Source organism: Acetobacterium sp., assembly GCF_041752335.1.
Classification (GTDB): Bacteria; Bacillota; Clostridia; order Eubacteriales; family Eubacteriaceae; genus Acetobacterium.
Genome location: NZ_JBGSHG010000083.1, coordinates 35,369 through 55,859, shown reverse-complemented (window position 1 = coordinate 55,859; position 20,491 = coordinate 35,369). Strand labels below are relative to the sequence as shown.

Below are 20,491 nucleotides of genomic sequence, written 5' to 3'. Positions count from 1 at the left end.
CTTAATTGATGAACCTACCAATCACCTGGATCTGGAAGGCCGTCAAATCGTTAGTGAGTATTTGAATAAAAAACAGGGTTTTATTCTGGTTTCCCACGACCGCACCTTTCTGGATAACTGCGTGGATCACGTCTTGTCAATTAACAAAATGAACATCGATATCCAGAAAGGCAACTATTCCACCTGGCTCATTAACAAACAGCGTCAGGATCAGTTTGAACTCAATCAGAATAAAAAACTCAACCAGAAAATTGTGCAATTAAAAACCGTCGCTAAACGAACCGAAAATTGGTCTCATGCCGTTGAGAAGTCAAAAAACGGCCAACGGGTTTCCGGTCTTCGCCCCGATCGCGGCCATATTGGCCATCAGTCGGCCAAAATGATGAAACGATCCAAGTCGCTGGAAAAACGCCAGCATCAAAGTATTGAGTCAAAAGAAAAACTGCTGAAGAACATTGACTGGGCCGATGCGCTCCAGATCCGACCCCGATCTTATCAAAAAGACCGGCTGATTTCGGCAAATAACCTGTCCCTTAGCTATGGCGATCGACCAATTCTTGAAAATTTAAATTTCGAGATCAATCAGGGCGACCGCATTGCCATTGTCGGTCCGAACGGCTCGGGAAAATCCAGTCTGCTTAAACTACTGCTGGGCGAACCGATCAGCTTCTCCGGCAGTCTGAACCTGGGCAGTCAACTGCAACTTTCACATATTCCTCAAGATACCGACTTGCTGACCAGGGATCTCCGTGATTATTCCCGCCGCGAAGGGATTGACGAAAGTCTGTTTAAAACCATTTTGCGAAAGCTGGGATTCAACCGGGAACAATTTGAAAAAAATCTGGGAAGCTTCAGTGAGGGTCAAAAAAAGAAGGTCTATTTAGCCCGCAGCCTTTGTCAGTCGGCTCATTTATACTTGTGGGACGAACCGCTAAATTATATCGACGTGCTCTCCCGGGTGCAGATTGAAGAACTTTTGTTACAGACCCCGCCAACCATGATTTTTGTGGAGCATGACCGATCCTTCATTGACCATATAGCGACAAAAATTATAAAACTCTAAAAAGAACAATTTACCAAAGGAGTAACACCATGCATATACGACCAAAACCCTGGGCCCGCCCAGAACTGGAGGCCTGTGGATTTTTTCAGGCCTATCCCCCGGATCATCGCGGGCAATGGCAACCGTTATTTGAAAAAAAGCAGCCCCTTCATATTGAATTGGGCTGCGGCAAAGGAACCTTTATTGCGGCATTGGGCAGCCGCCATCCGGAGATCAACTATCTGGCCATTGATCTGATTGACGCGGTGCTGGGTTTGACCAAACGTAATATTGAATCGGCCTATGCCGACAAGCATCGAGCCATTGACAATGTCCAGATCATGTCCTGGGACATTGAACGCATTGACACCATCCTCTCCTCAGAGGATGGTGTCGAGCGGATTTACATTAATTTCTGTAATCCCTGGCCGCGCCGTCGCTACCAGAAAAAACGTCTGACTCATAGCAAACATCTGGAAAAATATAAGCAGCTCTTATCAGAAAACGGCGAAATCTATTTTAAGACCGACAATGATGAGCTGTTTGCCGACTCCATCAACTATTTTGAAGCAGCCGGTTTTACCATCACAACCCTGATCCCTGATCTTCACGCCGCGGACTACCCGGACAATATAAAAACCGAGCACGAAAAAATGTATGCCGAGCAGGGGATTAAGATTAAATTTTTAATTGCTACAATCGGTTAGTCTTAACTTTTAGAAGTTAAACTCATCTTCCCAATTAAAGTCTCCGGACCCTTCAACACTTTTAGGCCAATGATCGCACCAGCTCGGCACCTTGGGATTTTCTACCCGATCCAGACTAGGGGTATAAGGTTTGATATCCAGCACCGGGGTGCCATCATTGGCGTCAATGTAGGGAATCCGGATGACACCTTTTTGATAGTCGATTTCCAGCACCGAAACCGGGGTTAAGGCAATGGGATTGGGCCGAAGCGGCGATCGGGTGGCAAATACCCCCATCACCTCCGGGGCCAGCTTGTAGGGCTGGTGCCCAGAAAGAACCTTTCTTGCCTCTTCATTATCAAACTCACTGAACCACCAGAAAACATTGATGTGAGAAAATCCGTCCAGTCCTTCCAGCCCTTCACGATAGGCCTCTTCCAGTTCAATAAAGATGTTCTCACCCTGAACATGAATGGTGCCAATTGGTTTTACGTAGCCTTGTTCCATTTGCTTACCTCCATAATTTTATTATACCCTCATTCTAGACCCTGACACCATGTCAGAGTCAACTAAAAAAACAGCCGATGATCAATCGACTGCTAAAACGTTAACTAGACAGATTACTTGCTTGAGATCTCAGTTTTTTCCAGTTCAATTTGAATTTCAGTCAGATAGTGATCCGGGTTTTCCTCATTCCAGGGCCCCCGATGACAGATTTGCCGGTCTTTTCCTTTCATTCTATATCCGGCATGTTCAGTCAGCCAATAGGCCAAGGCGCGAAAAGTCCCGGAGATATTTTCGTAGGGGCCATAAACCATGGTGCAGGCCATCATCGCCACCGCCTCTGTCCTTCGAAAACACAGCGGTTCAGCCACCGCCACAGCCTTTGTAACCACCACACAGACCTCCACATCCACATCGGCTTCCTTAAATTCGTTATCGTGGTAAACAGCAAAGCACTGTTGCGTTACTGGCAGCTCAATTTTACTCTTGTCTATTAATTCTGTCAGTTCTTGCCAAAGCATTCCCTCATAAAAATAATTTGGTATCACCCGCCGCAGTGAAATAACCGGGTATGAAGGAATCTGCTTAATGGTAAAGTTATAACGAATACCGATTTCATCTTTTTTGATGCTGTCCAAAGCAGTTTCTATTTTACTCAGCTTTTCCTGTTCTTGCTCCAGCGATCGTCGTACTTCGATTTGTTTGTTTCTTAATTGATCAGCTATAAAATTTCCACTCCAATGATCCAGCGCCACCCCAATCTCCGCAACTGTATAGCCAATATCTCTTAAGAAGATAATCTTTTGCAGTTTCGGAATTTGTTCCACCGAATAAAGGCGATAACCGGTAAAAGGATCTGTCTGGGCAGGTTTCAATAAGTCATTTTCATCATAATAGCGGAGCATCCGAATCGATACCTGAGTTAATTTAGAAAACTCACCGATTTTAAACATCATTTCCTCTTTTCACTGTCTCACCCTTCAATTCCAACTAGATAAACACCATTTGGATCAGCACCATATAGAGCAGCGTTCCCCCGCCAATGCTCAGCAAATTGTTACGCTTCCAGATGTGGAGCAGCGCCACAATCCCCACCGCAATAAACTCGGGAAAACCATGGGGTGGCACCATCAAATTGACGCCTTTTAAACAATAAACCACCAGAATGGCAATGACCGCCGGCGGCAGCAGATCACCCAGGGTTTTAACTAGAGCCGGCACTTCCTTACCGCCGCCAAAAAGGGCAAAGGGCAGAAAGCGGGTCAGAAAGGTACATCCCGCAACCACCAGAATCACAAAAAATGGCGTTAATAAATCTGAACTCATTGACACACCTCCTGATTTTCCCCTTGTTGAATGCTGTTTTTAAAAACCAACAGCAAACAAACCGAAGCAATCAGGGCCGGTAAGATAAAGGCCCCGGCGCCAAAGATGAACAGCGATGCCACCCCGCAAACCGTCCCAACCAGAGCCGGCAAATGGGATTGATAACTATACCATTGTTCAATAAAAATAACCACAAACAGGGCGGTCATGGCAAAATCAATGCCAGTGGTATCAAAACCGATGAAACTGCCGATGACGGCGCCAAGGGTGCAGCCAATAATCCAGTAACTTTGATCGAGAGCCGCCACGGTAAAAAACACCTGCTTCTGATTGAGATCTTTGGGTATATTCATCCCGCACAGCAACGAATAGGTTTCGTCGGTTAATGAGAAAATCATATACCAGCCCCATTTTCCCATCGCTTTAAATTTTTCGATAAAGGATAGACCATAAAAGATATGACGGCTCTGGACCGACAAAGTCAGGATGATCATCGACAAGAGTCCCATGCCGCCGCCCAGCATACCGATCAGCACAAACTGCATCGAACCGGCGTAAATAATTAAGCTGATGAAAAATGCCCAGATAAAATTGTAGCCGGCTTTTTCCAGCAGAATGCCAAAGGCTATCCCCATGAAAACATAACCGAAAAGAACTGGCAGGGTTTGAATAAATGCATATTTTAATGTTTCTCTTTTCATGCCAACCTACTTACTCTTCTGCTTTTTTGTTTAAAACAAATTTATTAATGGCTTCGGCAACACCATCCTTTTCATTAGTGGACACAATGTGGGTGGCAAGTTCTTTGATTGAATCCCTTGCATTTCCCATGGCTATTTTCAGTGGTCCATGAACCTCAAACATTTCTCTGTCATTGTCGCTGTCACCAATAACCATCACGTCTTTAATATCAACCTCTAAATAATTACACAATTTTATTAAACCAAAACCCTTATTCACCCCGGCCGGAATACACTCCGCACAATAATCCATCGGTCTAATCACTTCCACGCCATCTATTTTATCCATTTTTTCCATGAGTTCATCTAATAAACTATAATTTGTTGATGATATAACTAATTTATTAATCCCCAACTCGTGATTGTCTACGTAAGCTTGTACATCTCTTGCTACAATTTGCTTATCCTTAAACTCTTCCACATGTGCTTTAGCCCAGCCAGACCGATCCATCCAGACAAAAGATTTTTCCGTGCAAACGCAGCCTCTATTTGTAAATGCCTGCCAAAATATTTCATTACAGGATTCAACAATCCCCAATAATTCCTTAATATTTTTACTGTCTAAAGCAACCTCATGAATAATCTTATTATTTTTGTAATCCTTAATCACACCACCACTGCCAGCGATAAGGTAATCTGTTGCTCCAATCGACCGGGCAAAAAAGAGGGCTTCGCTATCAATACGTCCGGTTGCCACCACCGGAATAATTCCCATCGTTATTGCTTTTCTAAACGCCTGTATATTCTTGTCTGAAATTGTGTTGGCACTGTTTAATAAGGTACCGTCCAAATCAGTTATAATCATTTTTATTGTCATTGCACTGCTTACTCCATTTCCTTAATTTTTCTTAATCGATGGCCTATTATAACATATTTTTTTTTGCTAAACCTTTTCAATATTATTTTTTCTTGCAACTTCGCCAATTTAGGTTATACTAATAATACTTAACTTGGATTAACTATTATCCTGCTTAAATATTTACCCATGAAAGGAGTTTCCATTGAATCCTCAAGGACACGAACTATTTCAGGCATTTCATCGCATTAAAAAAGCAAGTATGGGAATCATTCATAAAAACTTTTCGCATGATCTCAAACCCCATGAATTTTTTATGTTAAGCACCCTGAAAAAATTACTGACCGAACAAGAAGATGATGCTGCAAAAAACCAAACCGATGTCCCTCCCGGCATTAAAGTATCTGAGCTGAGCCGTGTGATTTCAATTTCGATGCCTGGTGTTTCTCAAACCATCTCTGCTTTGGAAAAACATGGTTATGTAAAACGAATTGCCTCAAATCAGGATCGACGATTGGTTTATGTTAATCTGACTGGGTCTGGTAAACAACTTGAGGCCGATGCATCAAAGTCCTGCTATCAGATCTATGATGAAGCAGCTCTACTTTTAGGCGAAAAAGACACCCAGTCGCTTATTCATCTATTAGACAAATTGACAGTCGCCTTTGATCAGATTGATCATAATCAGATCGATCAATAACCAGTTCAACTTAGAACCAAACGAAACAAAAGAAAGGAAAACAACATGATCAAGCTTTCACGCTATTTAAAACCCTATCTGGGGGTCCTTTTCATTACCCTGGCACTGCTTTTTGTGCAGGCCATATCCGATCTGAACCTGCCCAACTACATGTCGGATATTGTCAATGTGGGTATCCAGCAAAATGGGATCGAACACGCAACTCCGGAAGCCATCAGTGAAGACGGCTATGCCCTGATGACGACCTTTATGACCGCAGCTGACCAGCAGAGCGTGGCGGATGACTACCTGCTGATGAGTCCGGATGACACCACTAATCCCGACTATCAAGCCACGCTAGAAAAATTCCCGGCGCTGGGAACCGAGTCGATTTATGTCCTGACGGATGCCAGTGCCGAAACATTTGCCACCCTGGATCCTATCTTCGGAGCAGCAACCTGGACATTTATTAATTACATGCGTTCCCTGGATACCAGTGCGGCTGACTCCAGTTCCACCGCAAGCGCAACCGATCTCGATTTTACCGAGATTTACCAGGCTCTGCCGATGCTCACGCAGCTTCCTCCAGCCACCTTTGATGAAGCCCGGGAACAGGCAGCTGAAACCCCGGAATCAATGCAGGTTCAAACCGCCGTTCAGTTCACCAAGCAATTCTATACCGAACTTGGGGTTGATGTCGGAGCCATTCAAAATCTTTACATTTTAAAAATTGGCGCAATTATGTTGTTGCTTTCGTTAATCGCTATTTTGGCAGCCATCGGGGTTGGCTTTTTTTCAGCCCGAACTGCCGCCGGGGTTTCCCAAAGTCTCCGCCGGGATGTCTTTAGAAAGGTACAATGCTTTTCCAATACCGAGTTCGATAAGTTCTCAACTGCTTCATTAATCACCAGAAACACCAATGATATCACCCAAATCCAGACGATGCTGATTATGGGGATTCGAATTCTCTGCTATTCTCCGATTTTGGCCATCGGCGGGATCATTATGGCGCTGCGACGGACCACTTCGATGGGTTGGATTATCGTTGTGGCCGTCTTAGCCATTATCTTGATTATTGGTGTGGTTTTTACCATTGCGATGCCCCGCTTTAAACTGATCCAGAAACTGGTTGATAAACTGAATCTGGTCACTCGGGAAAGCCTGACTGGCTTGATGGTTGTGCGGGCTTTCGGTAACCAGAAATTCGAAGAAAACCGCTTTGATGCGGTAAACCAGGACACCACTGCCAATAATCTCTTTGTTAATCGGGTCATGGTCTTTATGATGCCGACCATGATGTTTATCATGAATGGCGTCACCCTGTTAGTTGTCTGGGTCGGAGCTCAGCAAATCGCCGCTTCAGCCATGCAGGTTGGCGATATGATGGCCTTTATGCAATACACGATGCAGATTATTTTCTCCTTCCTGATGATGTCGATGATGTTTATCATGATTCCCCGGGCGGCGGTTTCCGGCGATCGGATTCAGGAAGTACTGGCGGTTAAACCCAGCATTATCGATCCCGCCACACCCAAACAACTGCCGATGAACGCCCAGACCACCCTGGAGTTCGATCATGTCTCCTTCCGTTATGAAGGGGCCGAGGAAGATGTCCTCCACGATATCAGCTTTGTCGCCAAGCCCGGTGAAACCACCGCTTTCATCGGTTCCACCGGTTCGGGTAAGTCAACCCTGATTAACCTGATTCCGCGATTTTTCGATGTCTCCTCCGGTACTGTGAAAATCGATGGTCTGGATATCCGGGAGGTCACCCAGCACGATCTGCGGCAGAAAATTGGTTACATTCCCCAAAAAGGGGTGCTGTTTTCCGGCACTGTCGCTTCCAATCTCAAATATGGCGATCCGAATGCCAATGAAGCCGACCTGGCCATTGCCGCCCAGGTCGCCCAGGCCACCGACTTTATCGAAGGCAGTCAGGACGGCTATGAACGGGAAATCGCCCAAGGTGGCAGTAATGTTTCCGGCGGGCAGAAACAACGCCTGTCAATTGCCCGGGCGTTGGTCCGAAAACCGGATATCTACATCTTTGACGACAGCTTTTCAGCTTTGGATTACAAAACCGATGTGGCGCTGCGCCGGGCTTTAAAAGAGTACACCGGCAATAGTACGGTGCTGATCGTCGCCCAGCGGATCAACACGATTATGCACGCAGAGCAGATCATCGTTCTGGATCACGGCCGGGTGGTTGGCCAAGGAAACCACCATGAATTGTTGAAAAATTGTATAACCTACCAGGAAATTGCATCCTCACAATTATCAGAGGAGGAACTAAACATATGAGCGATCAAAATAATATCAAAACACCAAAACGCGGCCCCATCGGCGGCGGAATGGGTCGAGGCCCCGGGGGACCGGCCGGAATGATGCCCGGCGAAAAACCCAAAGATTTTAAGGGCAGCCTTAAAAAACTGGCCCGCTATCTGTCGGCCTATAAGATCAGTCTCTTTTTTGTACTGATATTCGCGGTGGCCTCGACCGTTTTCATGATTGTCGGCCCCAAAATCCTGGGAAACGCCACCACGGCGCTTTTTGAAGGGGTCATGAATATGATTGCCGATAATGGCAAAGGCATCGATTTTGACTATATCGGTCAGATCCTGATCCTGCTCCTAGGTCTCTATGTCATTGCCGCGCTGTTTTCTTATATTCAGGGCTATATTATGACCGGAGTTTCGATGAAAGTAACCTATCAACTGCGACGAAATATTTTTGCTAAAATTAATCGGCTGCCCTTTAAATATTTTGACAAAACCAGCTATGGTGAGGTGCTTTCCTTCCTGACCAATGATATTGAAACAGTCAACCAGACTCTGAACCAGAGTGTCACCCAGATCATTACCTCGGTGGCCACGCTGGTGGGTATTCTGATTATGATGTTCTCAATCAGTTGGCAAATGACGATTGTAGCACTGTTGATTGTCCCCATCTCGTTTGTCATTGTAGTTAATATTGTTAAAAAGTCGCAGCCGCATTTCAGCGAACAACAAACCTATCTGGGTCATATTAACGGCCATGTGGAAGAAATGTACAGCGGGCACAACGTGGTTAAGGCCTTTAACGGCGAAGCATCTTCTTTTGAAACCTTCGACCACTATAACACCACGCTCTACAGCTCGGCCTGGAAATCGCAGTTCCTGTCCGGACTGATGATGCCGATGATGACCTTTATCGGTAATCTCGGTTATGTCGCCGTTTGTATTCTCGGCGGTTATCTGGCGGTTAACGGTCGCTTAAGCGTTGGCGATATTCAGGCCTTTATCCAATACGTCCGCCAGTTTACCCAGCCGATTATGCAGATCGCCAATATTTCTAACATTCTGCAGCAAACCACCGCCGCTGCCGAACGGGTTTTCACCTTTCTGGATGAAGAAGAAGAGGTTTCCGAAAGCACCACTGCTTTTGATCTCGCAACGGTTTCTGGCAGTGTCGATTTTGACCACGTCAACTTTGGTTATAATCCCGATAAAACGGTTATTAAAGACTTTTCTGCCCACATCAAAGAAGGGCAGAAGATTGCCATTGTTGGTCCCACCGGAGCTGGTAAAACCACTATCGTCAAGCTGTTGATGCGTTTTTATGATGTCGAATCCGGTGCCATCCTGGTGGATGGCCATAATATCAAGGACTTCAGCCGCGGCGATCTGCGCAGTCTTTTTGGGATGGTACTCCAGGATACCTGGCTTTACAATGCCAGCATCCGCGACAATATCAAATATGGCCGTCTCGATGCTACAGATGCCGAAGTGGAAGCTGCTGCTGTCGCCGCCCAGGTGGACTATTTTGTCCACACCCTGCCGGATGGTTACAACATGTTCTTAAATGAAGAAGCCAGCAATGTCTCCCAGGGACAGAAACAGCTGCTGACGATTGCCCGGGCCATTTTAGCTGATCCTAAAATCCTAATTCTTGATGAAGCCACCAGCTCGGTGGATACCCGTACCGAAATGCTGATTCAGAAAGCGATGGACAACCTGATGGAGGGGCGAACCAGTTTTGTCATCGCCCATCGCCTATCGACCATTAAAAATGCCGACCTCATTCTGGTTATGAATGAAGGCGACATTGTCGAACAGGGTAACCATGAAAACCTGCTGACTGCGAATGGTTTCTATGCCAAACTTTACAACTCGCAGTTTGAAAAAGCTGAGGAACTGGAAAATGAATTGGCTCAAGATTTGCAAAATGTTGGGTCCATGTTCAACTAATTATTATAACTAATTACCTACCATAGATAATCCAAATAAAAGGGAGCAGCTCTGATCGTTACGAACGATCAGAGCTGCTCCCTGCTTTTTTTATTGGGGCAGTCTGACAAAAAAGGTGCTTCCCTTTCCTAGCGCACTTTCGACGGTAATGGTTCCACTGTGAAGACTCACAATACGCTGAGATATGGTGAGTCCCAGCCCGGTACCCGGAGTGCTGCGCGATTGGTCGGCCTTATAAAAGCGATCAAATATTTTTTCCTGATCCTCCTTGGTGATGCCCTTTCCGGTATCGACTATTTTTATTACAATTTCTTTGGCTGTTGCGTGGAGATCAATGCCGATTTCACCATTTATCGGGGTATGATGAATGGCATTTGTCAAAAGATTGATAATAACCTGGGCCATCAGCTCCTGGTCTCCCTTGTAGCTAATTTCATCCAATTGGATATCCAGATCGATATTTTTAGCTTCCCACTTTTCCTGAAGCAGCAGTACCACCCGCCGGATTGATTCATCCAGCGCAAAGGCTTCTTTCTTCAGCCCCAGAACGCCATTCTCCAATTCCGAAAGTTTTAATACATTGGCCGACAGTTTCCACAGCCGATCGCTTTCGTCGACAATAATGTCGATGTATTCCTGCCGCTGGATTTCGGTAATATCAGGATCTTTTAAGAGCTTGCCAAATCCTTTAATGGAGGCGATCGGGGTTTTAAACTCATGGGATACATTACTGACAAAATCCCGATGGATGTAGTCATTGCGAGAAAGCGCTGCGGTCATAATATTAAAATTTCGGGCCAGCACCGCCAGTTCATCCTTGCCCCGTACCGCAAGTCTGATATCAAAATCACCATCGGCTACTTTTTTGGTGGCTTCCGAAACGGCTTTAATCGGTTTTGCAATCATCGCTACGGCAATGACAATCAGCACCGAACCAATTAATAGGGTTACCAGCATGGTAGTCCGCTGAAGGTTTATAAAACCGGCGATTTGATTTTTTTCCAGATTTGGCATGCTGACAACATAACCATCCGTCAGTTTTCCCAGAGCCATGGGTAAGTCGTGGGCCTGGTAGGCAATCAGGTAGACAATCTCTCCCTTTTCGAGTTTTTCTCGCTCATCCTCTGAAAGCACTGCCCCCACTTCATCCAGACTGTCATAGATCCGGGATACCACAATTCCCTGAGCATATAAACCGGTGATCGCATCATCACTCAAGTTTTCATGATTCAGGTTCTGAACCGCCTGGGCCTGGTTAACCAATTCCACCCGGATCTGATCAAGAATACTTCCCAACTGGGACCAATAAATCACCCCAAAGGTTAAGGTGGATGAGAAAAAAAGCACTCCTAAAAAGGTCACCAGAAATTTTGTATAGATTGAATGAAAAATTTTATTTTTCATATGACTCCTTATGCCCGACTATAAAACCCGGACTTTATAGCCCAGGCCTTTGACGGTGATGATTTCAAAATCCCGGTTATTTTCCAGTTTTTCCCGTAATCGTTTGATATGGACATCAACGGTGCGGTGATCACTTTCACTTTCATATCCCCAGATTTCGTCCATAATTTGGGCCCGGGTAAAAATACGGTTGGATGCCGATAGCAGTTTAAACAGCAGCAAAAACTCTTTTTTTGGCAGGGTGATGATTTCATCATCAATGCTTAAGGTCAAGGCCTCATAATCCAGGATCGTTTTTCCCACCACCAGCCGCTGTTCACTGGCAATTTTGGCCCGCCGCAATAAAGCAAAGACCCGCAGCAGCATTTCATCCATATCCACCGGCTTGACCATATAATCATCAGAACCGGCTTTAAAACCGGTTTTTTTATCATCAATGCTTTCTCTGGCAGTGATCATCAGGATCGGGAGCTCAAAGCCCCCATCCCTGAGGGTTTTGGTCAAAACATGTCCATCCATATGCGGCATCATCACATCGGTGATTAACAGATCAATGTGATTTTTTTCCAGCTCTTCCAGCGCCATGACGCCGTCAATTGCTTCAAAAACCGAATAGCCTTCTTTTTCCAGAGTATCCCGAAACAGGCGGCGAATGTGGTTGTCATCCTCACAAATCAATATACTGAACATTTTATTCTCCTGTTTTCTCTCCTAAATACTTCGCAGGGCATCAATGGGGTTCAGACGGGAAGCCTTGCGGGCCGGCATAAAACCAAAAACCACACCGATGGCGGCAGAAAAGCCAATCGCTAATACAACGGTGGAGGCGGTCAGGGCAAAGCTGGTTCCGATCAGATTGGCCACCACCCAGGCCAGGCTGACCCCCAGCATAAAGCCGATGATGCCACCAATCAGGCAGAGTACCACCGACTCAATCAGAAACTGGAGCTGAATCTGTTTGGGCTCTGCTCCCAATGCCTTGCGCAAACCGATTTCACTGGTACGTTCGGTGACCGAAACCAGCATCATGTTCATGATCCCAATGCCGCCTACGACCAATGAAATCGAGGCGATCCCTGCCAGCATCATCGAAAGAATGCTGGTCATTTCTTCAATCGTCTCCAGGATACTCTGCATATTGACAATCGAGTACCCATCTTCGTCACCATTGAATGCTTTTGTTAAAACCCCTTCAATTTGCCGGGTTGTGGTATCCGCCAGGGCCTCGTCAGCAATGTAGACAGTCATACTGTTAATGTATTTTGCTCCGACCACACCCATGGCGGTGGTATAGGGGATGATTACCGAATTATTGGTGTCAGTGGAGGCAAAACTGTCTGACTCCTGTAAGATCCCGATGACGTTATAGGTAATGCCACCAATTTTTATTTCCTGACCGATGGGGTTTTTCCCCACATAAAGTTCATTGGCGATGTCATTTCCAATCAGCACCACCCGGCTCTGATTTTCGGTATCAATGGTACTAATGATCCGGCCAGCGGAAATAACATCTTCGGTGTTCTCAAAGTAAACATCATTTTTGCCCTGGAGGGCAATCTCATCCATGGTGTTTCCATTGAAGGCCACTGTTGTTTGGCCGGAAATGGTCGGAGCGACCCCTTCGACATTAGCAAGTTCGGAAATCTTGTTGACATCACCCTGGGTCAGCCCCTGTTTCAATGGTGTTCCCTGGATCTGGACGGTCACTGTATTGGCCCCCATGGAAGCCACCTGATCGGTAACGGTGCTGGTTGCTCCGGAAACAATGGTGATCAGCGCAATCACCGATCCCACCCCGATAATAATGCCCAACATGGTGAGAAAGGACCGCATTTTATTGCTGATGATATTTTCTAGTGCCATTTTAATACTTTCCTTAAGCATTGTATACCCCCTCACTGAGATTCCCATCGACAATCCGGACAATCCGACTGCCATTTTTAGCCACATCGGCATCATGAGTGATCATCACAATGGTTTTTCCTTCTTCATATAGTTCTTTAAACAGGTTCATAATTTGATGCCCGGTCTGTTGATCGAGAGCACCAGTGGGTTCATCGGCCAGCAAAATGGTTGGCTCGGTGACCAGGGCTCTGGCAATAGCCACCCGCTGCTGCTGGCCGCCGGATAACTGATTGGGGCGGTTTTTCATTTTATCTGCCAATCCTACTCGTTCTAGAATATGGGCACTTCGCTGTTGTCGCTCTTTCTCGGGCACTCCGGCATAAATAAGCGGCAGCTCCACATTTTTTTGGGCCGATAACCGCTGCAGCAGTTGAAACTGCTGAAAAATAAAGCCGATTTCGCGGTTTCGGATATGGGAAAGATCCACCTCTGGCAGATCGCGAATCAACTCCCCGGACAGATAATAGGTGCCGCTGGTTGGTACATCCAGACAGCCGATAATGTTCATCAAGGTGGATTTTCCCGAGCCCGATGGTCCCAGGACGGAAAGAAAATCGCCCCGATTGATCAAAAGATCAATCCCTTTCAAAACCACCTGCTCTTCTTCACCCATTATATAGGTTTTAACCAGGTTCTTCATTTCCAATATTTTTTCAGGCATTAGATTTCACCACCAGTTTCCGGTCTTTGGAAGGTTGAAGTCTCTGTGGTTGTCATCACGGGAATTAAAACCACCTCATTTTCGGCAAGACCTTCAGTGATTTGAATATTGATGCCATCGGTAATCCCGGTGATCACCGGGCGCTGCTCGGGATCTTCAGATTCGCTTTTGGCCAACACAAAGCTTTCGTTGTCAGTCCCAAATTGAATAGCATCCACCGGTACCATCAATACATTCTCGGCACTTTCCTTGACAATAACCACTTCGGCATTCATACCGATGCGAATCTGCGCATCGCCTTGAAAATCAACGATAGCGGTAAAATAGGCCACCCCATTTTCGTTTTTGGCTTCCCGGCTGATTTCACTGACAGATCCCTGAACGCTGCGCCCAATGCTGTCGATATTGATGGTAACCGGTACCCCCACGGCCAGCGTTGACAATTGATATTCGTCCACCTTAATGCTGACCTGAAGATTGGTAAAATCGACGATCTCCATAATTTTCCCACCAGCGGCCACGGTTTCATCTTCATCATAATAAATCTCGGCAACTTCCCCGGCCACGGATGAGGTGACAATATCCCCTGAAACCGGTTCATAAAGATCCGTCTCTTCGCCAATTAGTTCGCCTTCACCAACATACAGCTCGTATATTTCCAGTTCGCCGGATGCCAAGATATCTTCCCGGGACTGACTTTCAATTACCCCTGAAAAACGATTGTCATTCACAATACTTCCCACTGTCGCCAGGGTCTCAGTATATTGATCTTTTGCAGAATTTGCAAAAACCTGATATCCTAAAAATCCTCCCGCAATCACTAATACCGCAACAACACTACCAATAATAATCTTTTTTGTTTTTCCTTTTTTCACGTCGATCCTCCAATCATTGAATTTATTTTATACCAGCATTTTAAACATTCAATATGAATCAAAAATGAACCCTTTAATTTTTTAAGTTTTTTTGTTGCTTTTTTCAGTTTTGGGGTATCTATAATTCAACAAATAAAATAAAGGAGGATGTGACAATGTTAGAAGATAAATTAGATATGATGGAAGAAAATGAAATAGAGGATAGCACCGAAAAAAAACCATTTTATTATTCCAAGTGGTGGCTTGTTGTTTGGAGTCTCCTCATTTGGCCAATCGGATTGGTTATGCTCTGGGGTTATTTTTCCAATATGCATAAAACCGAAATGCCACGTACCCGCCTGATTAAAGATAATTTAGAGGATTTATAAATACGCAAAATCAATACAAACCTTTGAATAACCTTAAAATATCGATGATCTCGTTTTCAGGAAAGACCCCATATCCTTGATAAATACGCTATTTCGTGTTAAAATGAAGGAACTTAAATGCGCCGAACATAAACTACACACAACCACCATGAATGACAATTCCTGGTGGTTGTGTCATGATAAAAAAGCATTTATACTATATCAGGTAGTTATTGGAACCGAACAGCACAATTTGTTTCCGGCTTTCATAACGATCGATATAACTTAATATGAAGGAGAAATTAAATAGAGATGGTTTCACAAATTTTTACGCTGTTATTTATTTTAGGCATCCCGTTTTTTGTTTATGGTATCTACTACTTAGCTATCGGACTATTTGGGTATACCAAACACAATAAATACACCCTCTCCCCTCCCAAAAACCGCATTGCCGTGGTGGTTGCTGCAAGAAACGAGGCTGCGGTTATTGGCAATCTCATCGAAAGCCTTCAGCAGCAGGATTATCCGGAAGAATTAATGGATGTGTATGTTATTCCTAATAATTGCACCGATAATACCGAAGAAGTGGCCCTTTCTCATGGTGCCAGGATCATGACCTGTACAGCCGAAGTTAAGTCAAAGGGCGCCGCCCTTTCTCAATTCTTTGATTATATTTTTAAAGAAAATGATGTTTACGATGCCTTCTGCGTCTTTGATGCCGATAACCTGGTTGATAAACATTTTATCGCCGCGATGAACAATGTTCTTGAATCGGGTGAAAAAATTGCGCAAGGCTACCGGGACAGCAAAAATCCCAATGATTCCTGGATTTCTGGTTGCCAATCGGTGTTTTACTGGACCCTTAATCGTTTTATGAACCTGGCTCGCCATAAACTGGGCTGGTCCGCGACCTTAAACGGAACCGGGTTTATGATGCATGCTGACGTGATCAAAAAAGAAGGTTTCAAAACTTTCAGCCTGACCGAAGATATCGAATTTACCACCCAGTGCATCATCAAGGGTTACCGGGTCGCCTGGGTTCCCGAAGCGGTTACCTACGACGAGCATCCGATTACCTTTGATCAATCCTGGTCTCAGCGCAAACGTTGGTCGACTGGTACGATTCAGTGCTTTAACCAGTATTCACCACAACTTATCGACGCGGTGATCAAGGATAAAAATCGTTGTGCTATGGATATGCTGATGTTTCTGGTTGCTCCCTTTATGCAAGTATTAACCTGCATTTATACTATTTGTTCCTTTATCATCCTGGGAATGCTATTTATCACTACTAGTGTCTGGTCCAACGCTTTGAACTTCGCCATTCTCTTTTCAATTGGCGGCGTCATCTTCAGCGTGGTCTTTACCACCATAGTTTTATGGCTGGAAGGCAAAAAACTCCGTCAGATCAACAATATTTCGGTTTTTTCTTTCTGGTTTTACCTGGCCTCCTGGATTCCCATCAATGTGTTATGTTTTGTCAAACCAATTGAAATCTGGGAACCCATTGAGCATACCAAAAGCATCAAGATCTCTCAATTAGTCGAATAAGCAAAAGGATGATCCACGGATCATCCTTTTTTTAGCTTTAATTTATTTTTATTAAACCAACTATTTTCTAATTTCATCAATTTTTAGCTGTTCCATTTCACTAGCTTCGTTTAATTAGGCCTCAGCTTGCAGGTCTTTCTGGGCTTCAAGCGCTTCATCGATTTCTTCAGCTAAAACCGATTCATCCAGCTCGGTTTGTATTTCCGCTTCCACTTTGATCCGTTGCTCTTTTCGGGCTGTCAATATCAGTAGTATAAAGGTTCCCAGCAAACCAAGCAGACTGATCCAATACCCGGCTTCCAACTGGAGAGTAAAGGCCATTACCAGGAAATTTGCCTGGCCGCTAATATAATTGGCAATAAATGTCCCCAAATCGCCAAATGTTCCAGTTAATATGGCTCTCAGGGCATCCACAATGCCGTTATTCACCTGATTTGCCAAACTGGCAAGCTGCTCATTAATTTTATTATTGGCAACAGCAATACCAATACCAACCGACATAAACAGAACCGATAATAATCCGGAAATAAAAATAGATAGTTTAATGCTGGCTCGTTTATATAAAATGAGCGCCATTAAACCAATGATAACAAGAAACAGAATGAGAATGGACCCATTCGCAGTGGCTTTATAACCATCGATAGTTGCCATCGCAGCGTTGACCTGATCCATGGACTGACGGGCCTGAATAGTCACATCATTGACCTTACCCGCAATATTTCTGGCGCTTTGAATTATATTCCATAGGTCACTGAGAATGGTATTGATGTTTGCCCCATTACTAAACCGGGTGGCGACAATTTCCTGAACCTTGGGATCGACCAGATAATCCAATGCCGGGCTTGATAAGGCCTCATTCACACTACTGACGTAACCCTTATCCGGCAGTGGATTTCTTAGCATTTCCAGGACCGGCTGATCAAGTATTTTAAGATTACCAAGGGGAATCCCATATATCTCAAACGCGTCAATGGGTTCCTGCAAGACAAAATCACTTAATGAAAAATTGATCATGTCGTACTCGGGGCTAATCACTGCCATGCTATTGTTCATGATCCCCGATACCGATACATCGGCCTTGGCACTGATAAATGGCAAAAAGAATCCAATCAGAGTAAGAAAGGCGCATAGCAAGGCTCCGGTCCTCTGTTTGTTTTCCATTATCCTTGTTTTAATCCAATCAAACCAATCAATTAAACGCTCTTTAATCATCATCATCGCTTTAATCCCCTCTCTGGCATTCTATATCCAATTATACCCTCAAAATAAAATCATTACCACTTGCCAAAAAAAACCACCTTTCACAAGATGGTTTTCATTATCATCGATCTTTTAACTTCCTGATATCCGAACTTAATAAAATAATCGAAATTATAAAACCTTATTCAAGAAATTGATGGTTCTCTGATTCTTGGGATTACCGAATATCTCACTTGGGGGACCTTCCTCGACGATAAAACCTTCATCAATAAAGATTACCCGATCAGCCACCTCTCTGGCAAATCCCATTTCATGGGTTACAACAATCATCGTCATGCCATCTTTTGCCAGTTGCTTCATAACATTCAAAACTTCCCCAACCATTTCGGGATCCAGGGCTGAAGTTGGTTCATCGAAAAGCATCACATCCGGATTCATCGCCAGAGCCCGGGCAATGGCTACCCGTTGCTGTTGTCCCCCAGACAGCTGTTCCGGATAAACATTGGCTTTTTCTTCCAGATCAACCCGTCTTAGCAGTTTCAGTGCCGCTTCTTCGGCTTCATTTTTTGTTTTGAGTTTAAGCGCTACTGGTGCAAAAGAAATATTTTTTAAAACCGTCATATGCGGGAAGAGGTTAAACTGCTGAAAAACCATGCCAATATCCTGCCGATATTTGTTGATATTACCATCAGCCCTGGTAATATCATTGCCATCCACTTCAACTGTACCGCTGCTGGCGTCTTCCAGGGCGTTGATACATCTCAGTAAGGTACTCTTCCCCGAACCTGAAGCACCAATAATACAGATCACTTCTCGTTCTTTAACCTCCAGGTTAATATCTTTCAGGACTTCTAAATCGCCAAAACTCTTTTTCAGGTTCTTAATTTTTACTTTTCCCATAAGACATTTTCCTTTCAATTCGTTTTGAGATCTTCGATAAGATCATAATGATGACAAAGTACATCATTGCTACAATGGCCCATACCTCAAAGGATTGATAATTATTGGCAATGATCAGCCGTCCGGTCTGGGTTAATTCGGTCACCCCAATAACAGAAAGCAGTGACGTATCCTTGAGAGTGATAATACATTGATTGATCAGCGCCGGAGTCATGGTTCGGATCGCCTGGGGTAAAATGACACTCCGCATTGCCATTCCGTAGGGTAAACCCAAGCTTCTGGCTGCTTCCATCTGACCTCTGCTGATGGACTCAATCCCACCGCGGACGATCTCGGCCAGATAGCCGCCAGCATTCAGACTTAAGGTAATAACGCCGGAAACAACAGGATCTGATTGGATTCCTAAAGCCGCTGGGATACCAAAGTAAATGAAAAATGCCTGTACCAATAATGGGGTCCCCCGGACAATATCCACATAAACAAGAGCAATTGCTCTAAAACTTTTCCGCTTCGATACCGATAAGAGACCAAAAACCATGCCTAAAATACCTGCTAAAATAAGGGAAATGATTGTAATTTGAACCGTTAAACCCAGTCCTGCTATCAGGCGGGGCCAATACTGTACAATTAATGCTAGTATATTCACGTCAACCTCCTTCTCTGGTTCCAGTTGTCCAACAGTCTTTACTCACACGCAAGCGATCACGCGAGTAAACACTTTTAGATAACTTAGAGAAATCATCTGTCAGCATATGCTGACAGATGATTTCAAAATTAATAACGTGTTAAATTTTTTCTAACAGATTATTTTTTGATATATGTATCGAGAATTTTTTGATACTCGCCATTAGCTCTTAAATTAGCTAAACCGGTATTGAACATCTCAATTAACTCAGGATTTTGACCCAATTTCACTGCGAAGCCATAAGAACTGCCTTTTTCCATTTCAGTGACCATTTTAAGCGGCACACCGCTGGCGATGGCATCACCAACTACGGGATAGTCTTCAAACAAAGCTGCCGAATTTCCGGCTTTGACATCTTCATACATATTAGCTGAATCTGGGAAAGAGACCGTTGTAAAACCATATTGATCTTTAATTGATTCTGCAAAGGTTGCACCTTCAGTTCCTGTTTTGACAGCTACCTTTTGTCCTTTTAAATCGGCATACCCCTTAATTGTATCGTTTGAAGCAGATACTGCCATAACTACACCTGAATCAAAGTATGGATCAGAAAAATCAAAGGTTTTTTTACGTTCGTCGGTAATACTCATGCCGGCGATCATACCATCAGACTGTCCGGTGGATACTTCCCCTAAGGCAGCGTCAAAACCAACTGCTTTTAATTCAAATTCGAATCCCTGGTCTTTAGCAATTGCCGTTAAAAGATCAATATCAATCCCAACCCGTTCACCTTTTTCATTTTCATATTCAAATGGTTTGAATGTTGTATCTGTAGCGATTACATATTTCTTTGTATCACTGCTAGTTTTTGTTGTTCCGCCGGAACAAGCAGCAAGTGATAAAACCATGGCCGCTACCATAACCAAAACACCGAGCTTTGCGATTCTTTTCATTTCTTTTCCTCCTAATAATAATAAGTTTTAATGTATCTTTAGCCAATACACCCACTTTTATACAGGTAGCA

At 44.4% G+C, this 20,491-nt stretch carries 21 protein-coding genes; 7 read left to right on the top strand and 14 right to left on the bottom strand.

From position 1 onward, the window contains the following. A partial coding sequence (locus tag ACEW8F_RS10960; protein ID WP_373483507.1) for an ATP-binding cassette domain-containing protein occupies nucleotides 1-1,063 on the top strand: 1,063 nt, incomplete at its 5' end. Nucleotides 1,064-1,092: 29 nt separating this feature from the next. Next, nucleotides 1,093-1,749: a tRNA (guanosine(46)-N7)-methyltransferase TrmB gene (gene trmB / locus ACEW8F_RS10955; RefSeq protein ID WP_373483506.1), complete on the top strand. Its 657-nt coding sequence runs from the start codon at nucleotides 1,093-1,095 to the stop codon at nucleotides 1,747-1,749. Nucleotides 1,750-1,758: 9 nt separating this feature from the next. Here the strand turns inward: trmB and tsaA are convergent, their stop codons facing one another. The 5 genes from tsaA to ACEW8F_RS10930 all read right to left on the bottom strand — a co-directional run bounded on the left by tsaA (nucleotide 1,759) and on the right by ACEW8F_RS10930 (nucleotide 5,115). Next, the gene (gene tsaA / locus ACEW8F_RS10950; RefSeq protein WP_373483505.1) at nucleotides 1,759-2,235 is read right to left on the bottom strand and encodes a tRNA (N6-threonylcarbamoyladenosine(37)-N6)-methyltransferase TrmO; all 477 of its coding nucleotides are present in this window, start codon (nucleotides 2,233-2,235) and stop codon (nucleotides 1,759-1,761) included. Nucleotides 2,236-2,348: 113 nt separating this feature from the next. Continuing rightward, the gene (locus tag ACEW8F_RS10945; protein ID WP_373483508.1) at nucleotides 2,349-3,185 is read right to left on the bottom strand and encodes a MerR family transcriptional regulator; all 837 of its coding nucleotides are present in this window, start codon (nucleotides 3,183-3,185) and stop codon (nucleotides 2,349-2,351) included. A gap of 37 nt (nucleotides 3,186-3,222) precedes the next feature. Then, nucleotides 3,223-3,558, bottom strand: a complete 336-nt coding sequence (locus ACEW8F_RS10940) for a branched-chain amino acid transporter permease (protein ID WP_373483504.1) — start codon at nucleotides 3,556-3,558, stop codon at nucleotides 3,223-3,225. Beyond that, nucleotides 3,555-4,259, bottom strand: a complete 705-nt coding sequence (locus ACEW8F_RS10935) for an AzlC family ABC transporter permease (RefSeq protein WP_373483503.1) — start codon at nucleotides 4,257-4,259, stop codon at nucleotides 3,555-3,557. The genes ACEW8F_RS10940 and ACEW8F_RS10935 overlap by 4 nt, the downstream gene beginning before the upstream one ends. A gap of 10 nt (nucleotides 4,260-4,269) precedes the next feature. Then, complete coding sequence (locus tag ACEW8F_RS10930; RefSeq protein WP_373483502.1) at nucleotides 4,270-5,115, bottom strand: Cof-type HAD-IIB family hydrolase; 846 nt, start codon at nucleotides 5,113-5,115, stop codon at nucleotides 4,270-4,272. Nucleotides 5,116-5,299: 184 nt separating this feature from the next. Between ACEW8F_RS10930 and ACEW8F_RS10925 the strand changes: the two genes are divergently transcribed. Genes ACEW8F_RS10925 through ACEW8F_RS10915 form a run of 3 tightly spaced genes read left to right on the top strand, consistent with a single transcriptional unit; the run spans nucleotide 5,300 to nucleotide 9,999 of the window. Continuing rightward, nucleotides 5,300-5,794, top strand: coding sequence for a MarR family winged helix-turn-helix transcriptional regulator (locus ACEW8F_RS10925; protein ID WP_373483501.1), 495 nt, complete (start codon nucleotides 5,300-5,302; stop codon nucleotides 5,792-5,794). A 45-nt stretch (nucleotides 5,795-5,839) separates the two neighbouring features. After that, nucleotides 5,840-8,074 carry an ABC transporter ATP-binding protein gene (locus ACEW8F_RS10920; protein ID WP_373483500.1) on the top strand — a complete coding sequence of 745 codons (2,235 nt, stop codon included), beginning with the start codon at nucleotides 5,840-5,842 and terminating at the stop codon, nucleotides 8,072-8,074. After that, complete coding sequence (locus ACEW8F_RS10915; RefSeq protein WP_373483499.1) at nucleotides 8,071-9,999, top strand: ABC transporter ATP-binding protein; 1,929 nt, start codon at nucleotides 8,071-8,073, stop codon at nucleotides 9,997-9,999. The genes ACEW8F_RS10920 and ACEW8F_RS10915 overlap by 4 nt, the downstream gene beginning before the upstream one ends. 90 nt (nucleotides 10,000-10,089) lie before the next feature. Here ACEW8F_RS10915 and ACEW8F_RS10910 read toward each other — a convergent pair whose 3' ends face one another. The 5 genes from ACEW8F_RS10910 to ACEW8F_RS10890 are packed head-to-tail and all read right to left on the bottom strand — an operon-like array spanning nucleotide 10,090 to nucleotide 14,844. Then, nucleotides 10,090-11,403: an ATP-binding protein gene (locus ACEW8F_RS10910; protein WP_373483498.1), complete on the bottom strand. Its 1,314-nt coding sequence runs from the start codon at nucleotides 11,401-11,403 to the stop codon at nucleotides 10,090-10,092. Between the two features lie 18 nt (nucleotides 11,404-11,421). Further along, on the bottom strand, nucleotides 11,422-12,093 hold the full coding sequence (locus tag ACEW8F_RS10905) for a response regulator transcription factor (RefSeq protein ID WP_373483497.1): 672 nt from the start codon (nucleotides 12,091-12,093) through the stop codon (nucleotides 11,422-11,424). 21 nt (nucleotides 12,094-12,114) lie between these two features. After that, complete coding sequence (locus ACEW8F_RS10900; protein WP_373483496.1) at nucleotides 12,115-13,287, bottom strand: ABC transporter permease; 1,173 nt, start codon at nucleotides 13,285-13,287, stop codon at nucleotides 12,115-12,117. Next, nucleotides 13,280-13,969 (bottom strand): ABC transporter ATP-binding protein, encoded by a 690-nt coding sequence (locus ACEW8F_RS10895; RefSeq protein ID WP_373483495.1) that lies wholly within the window; start codon nucleotides 13,967-13,969, stop codon nucleotides 13,280-13,282. Before ACEW8F_RS10895 ends, ACEW8F_RS10900 begins: the two co-directional genes overlap by 8 nt. Beyond that, nucleotides 13,969-14,844, bottom strand: coding sequence for an HlyD family efflux transporter periplasmic adaptor subunit (locus tag ACEW8F_RS10890; RefSeq protein ID WP_373483494.1), 876 nt, complete (start codon nucleotides 14,842-14,844; stop codon nucleotides 13,969-13,971). The genes ACEW8F_RS10895 and ACEW8F_RS10890 overlap by 1 nt, the downstream gene beginning before the upstream one ends. 155 nt (nucleotides 14,845-14,999) lie before the next feature. On the opposite strand from ACEW8F_RS10890, the gene ACEW8F_RS10885 reads away from it, so the two are divergent. Next, nucleotides 15,000-15,212 (top strand): hypothetical protein, encoded by a 213-nt coding sequence (locus tag ACEW8F_RS10885; RefSeq protein ID WP_373483493.1) that lies wholly within the window; start codon nucleotides 15,000-15,002, stop codon nucleotides 15,210-15,212. Nucleotides 15,213-15,503: 291 nt separating this feature from the next. Continuing rightward, nucleotides 15,504-16,742 (top strand): glycosyltransferase family 2 protein, encoded by a 1,239-nt coding sequence (locus ACEW8F_RS10880; RefSeq protein WP_373483492.1) that lies wholly within the window; start codon nucleotides 15,504-15,506, stop codon nucleotides 16,740-16,742. Nucleotides 16,743-16,856: 114 nt separating this feature from the next. On the opposite strand, the gene ACEW8F_RS10875 is transcribed toward ACEW8F_RS10880, so the two are convergent. From ACEW8F_RS10875 to ACEW8F_RS10860, 4 genes are all read right to left on the bottom strand, one after another. Next, nucleotides 16,857-17,960, bottom strand: a complete 1,104-nt coding sequence (locus ACEW8F_RS10875) for a hypothetical protein (protein WP_373483491.1) — start codon at nucleotides 17,958-17,960, stop codon at nucleotides 16,857-16,859. A gap of 153 nt (nucleotides 17,961-18,113) precedes the next feature. Beyond that, nucleotides 18,114-18,842 (bottom strand): amino acid ABC transporter ATP-binding protein, encoded by a 729-nt coding sequence (locus ACEW8F_RS10870; RefSeq protein WP_373483490.1) that lies wholly within the window; start codon nucleotides 18,840-18,842, stop codon nucleotides 18,114-18,116. Then, on the bottom strand, nucleotides 18,823-19,488 hold the full coding sequence (locus ACEW8F_RS10865; RefSeq protein ID WP_373483489.1) for an amino acid ABC transporter permease: 666 nt from the start codon (nucleotides 19,486-19,488) through the stop codon (nucleotides 18,823-18,825). Before ACEW8F_RS10865 ends, ACEW8F_RS10870 begins: the two co-directional genes overlap by 20 nt. Nucleotides 19,489-19,646: 158 nt before the next feature. Further along, on the bottom strand, nucleotides 19,647-20,420 hold the full coding sequence (locus ACEW8F_RS10860; RefSeq protein ID WP_373483488.1) for a transporter substrate-binding domain-containing protein: 774 nt from the start codon (nucleotides 20,418-20,420) through the stop codon (nucleotides 19,647-19,649). Nucleotides 20,421-20,491 lie beyond the last annotated feature (71 nt).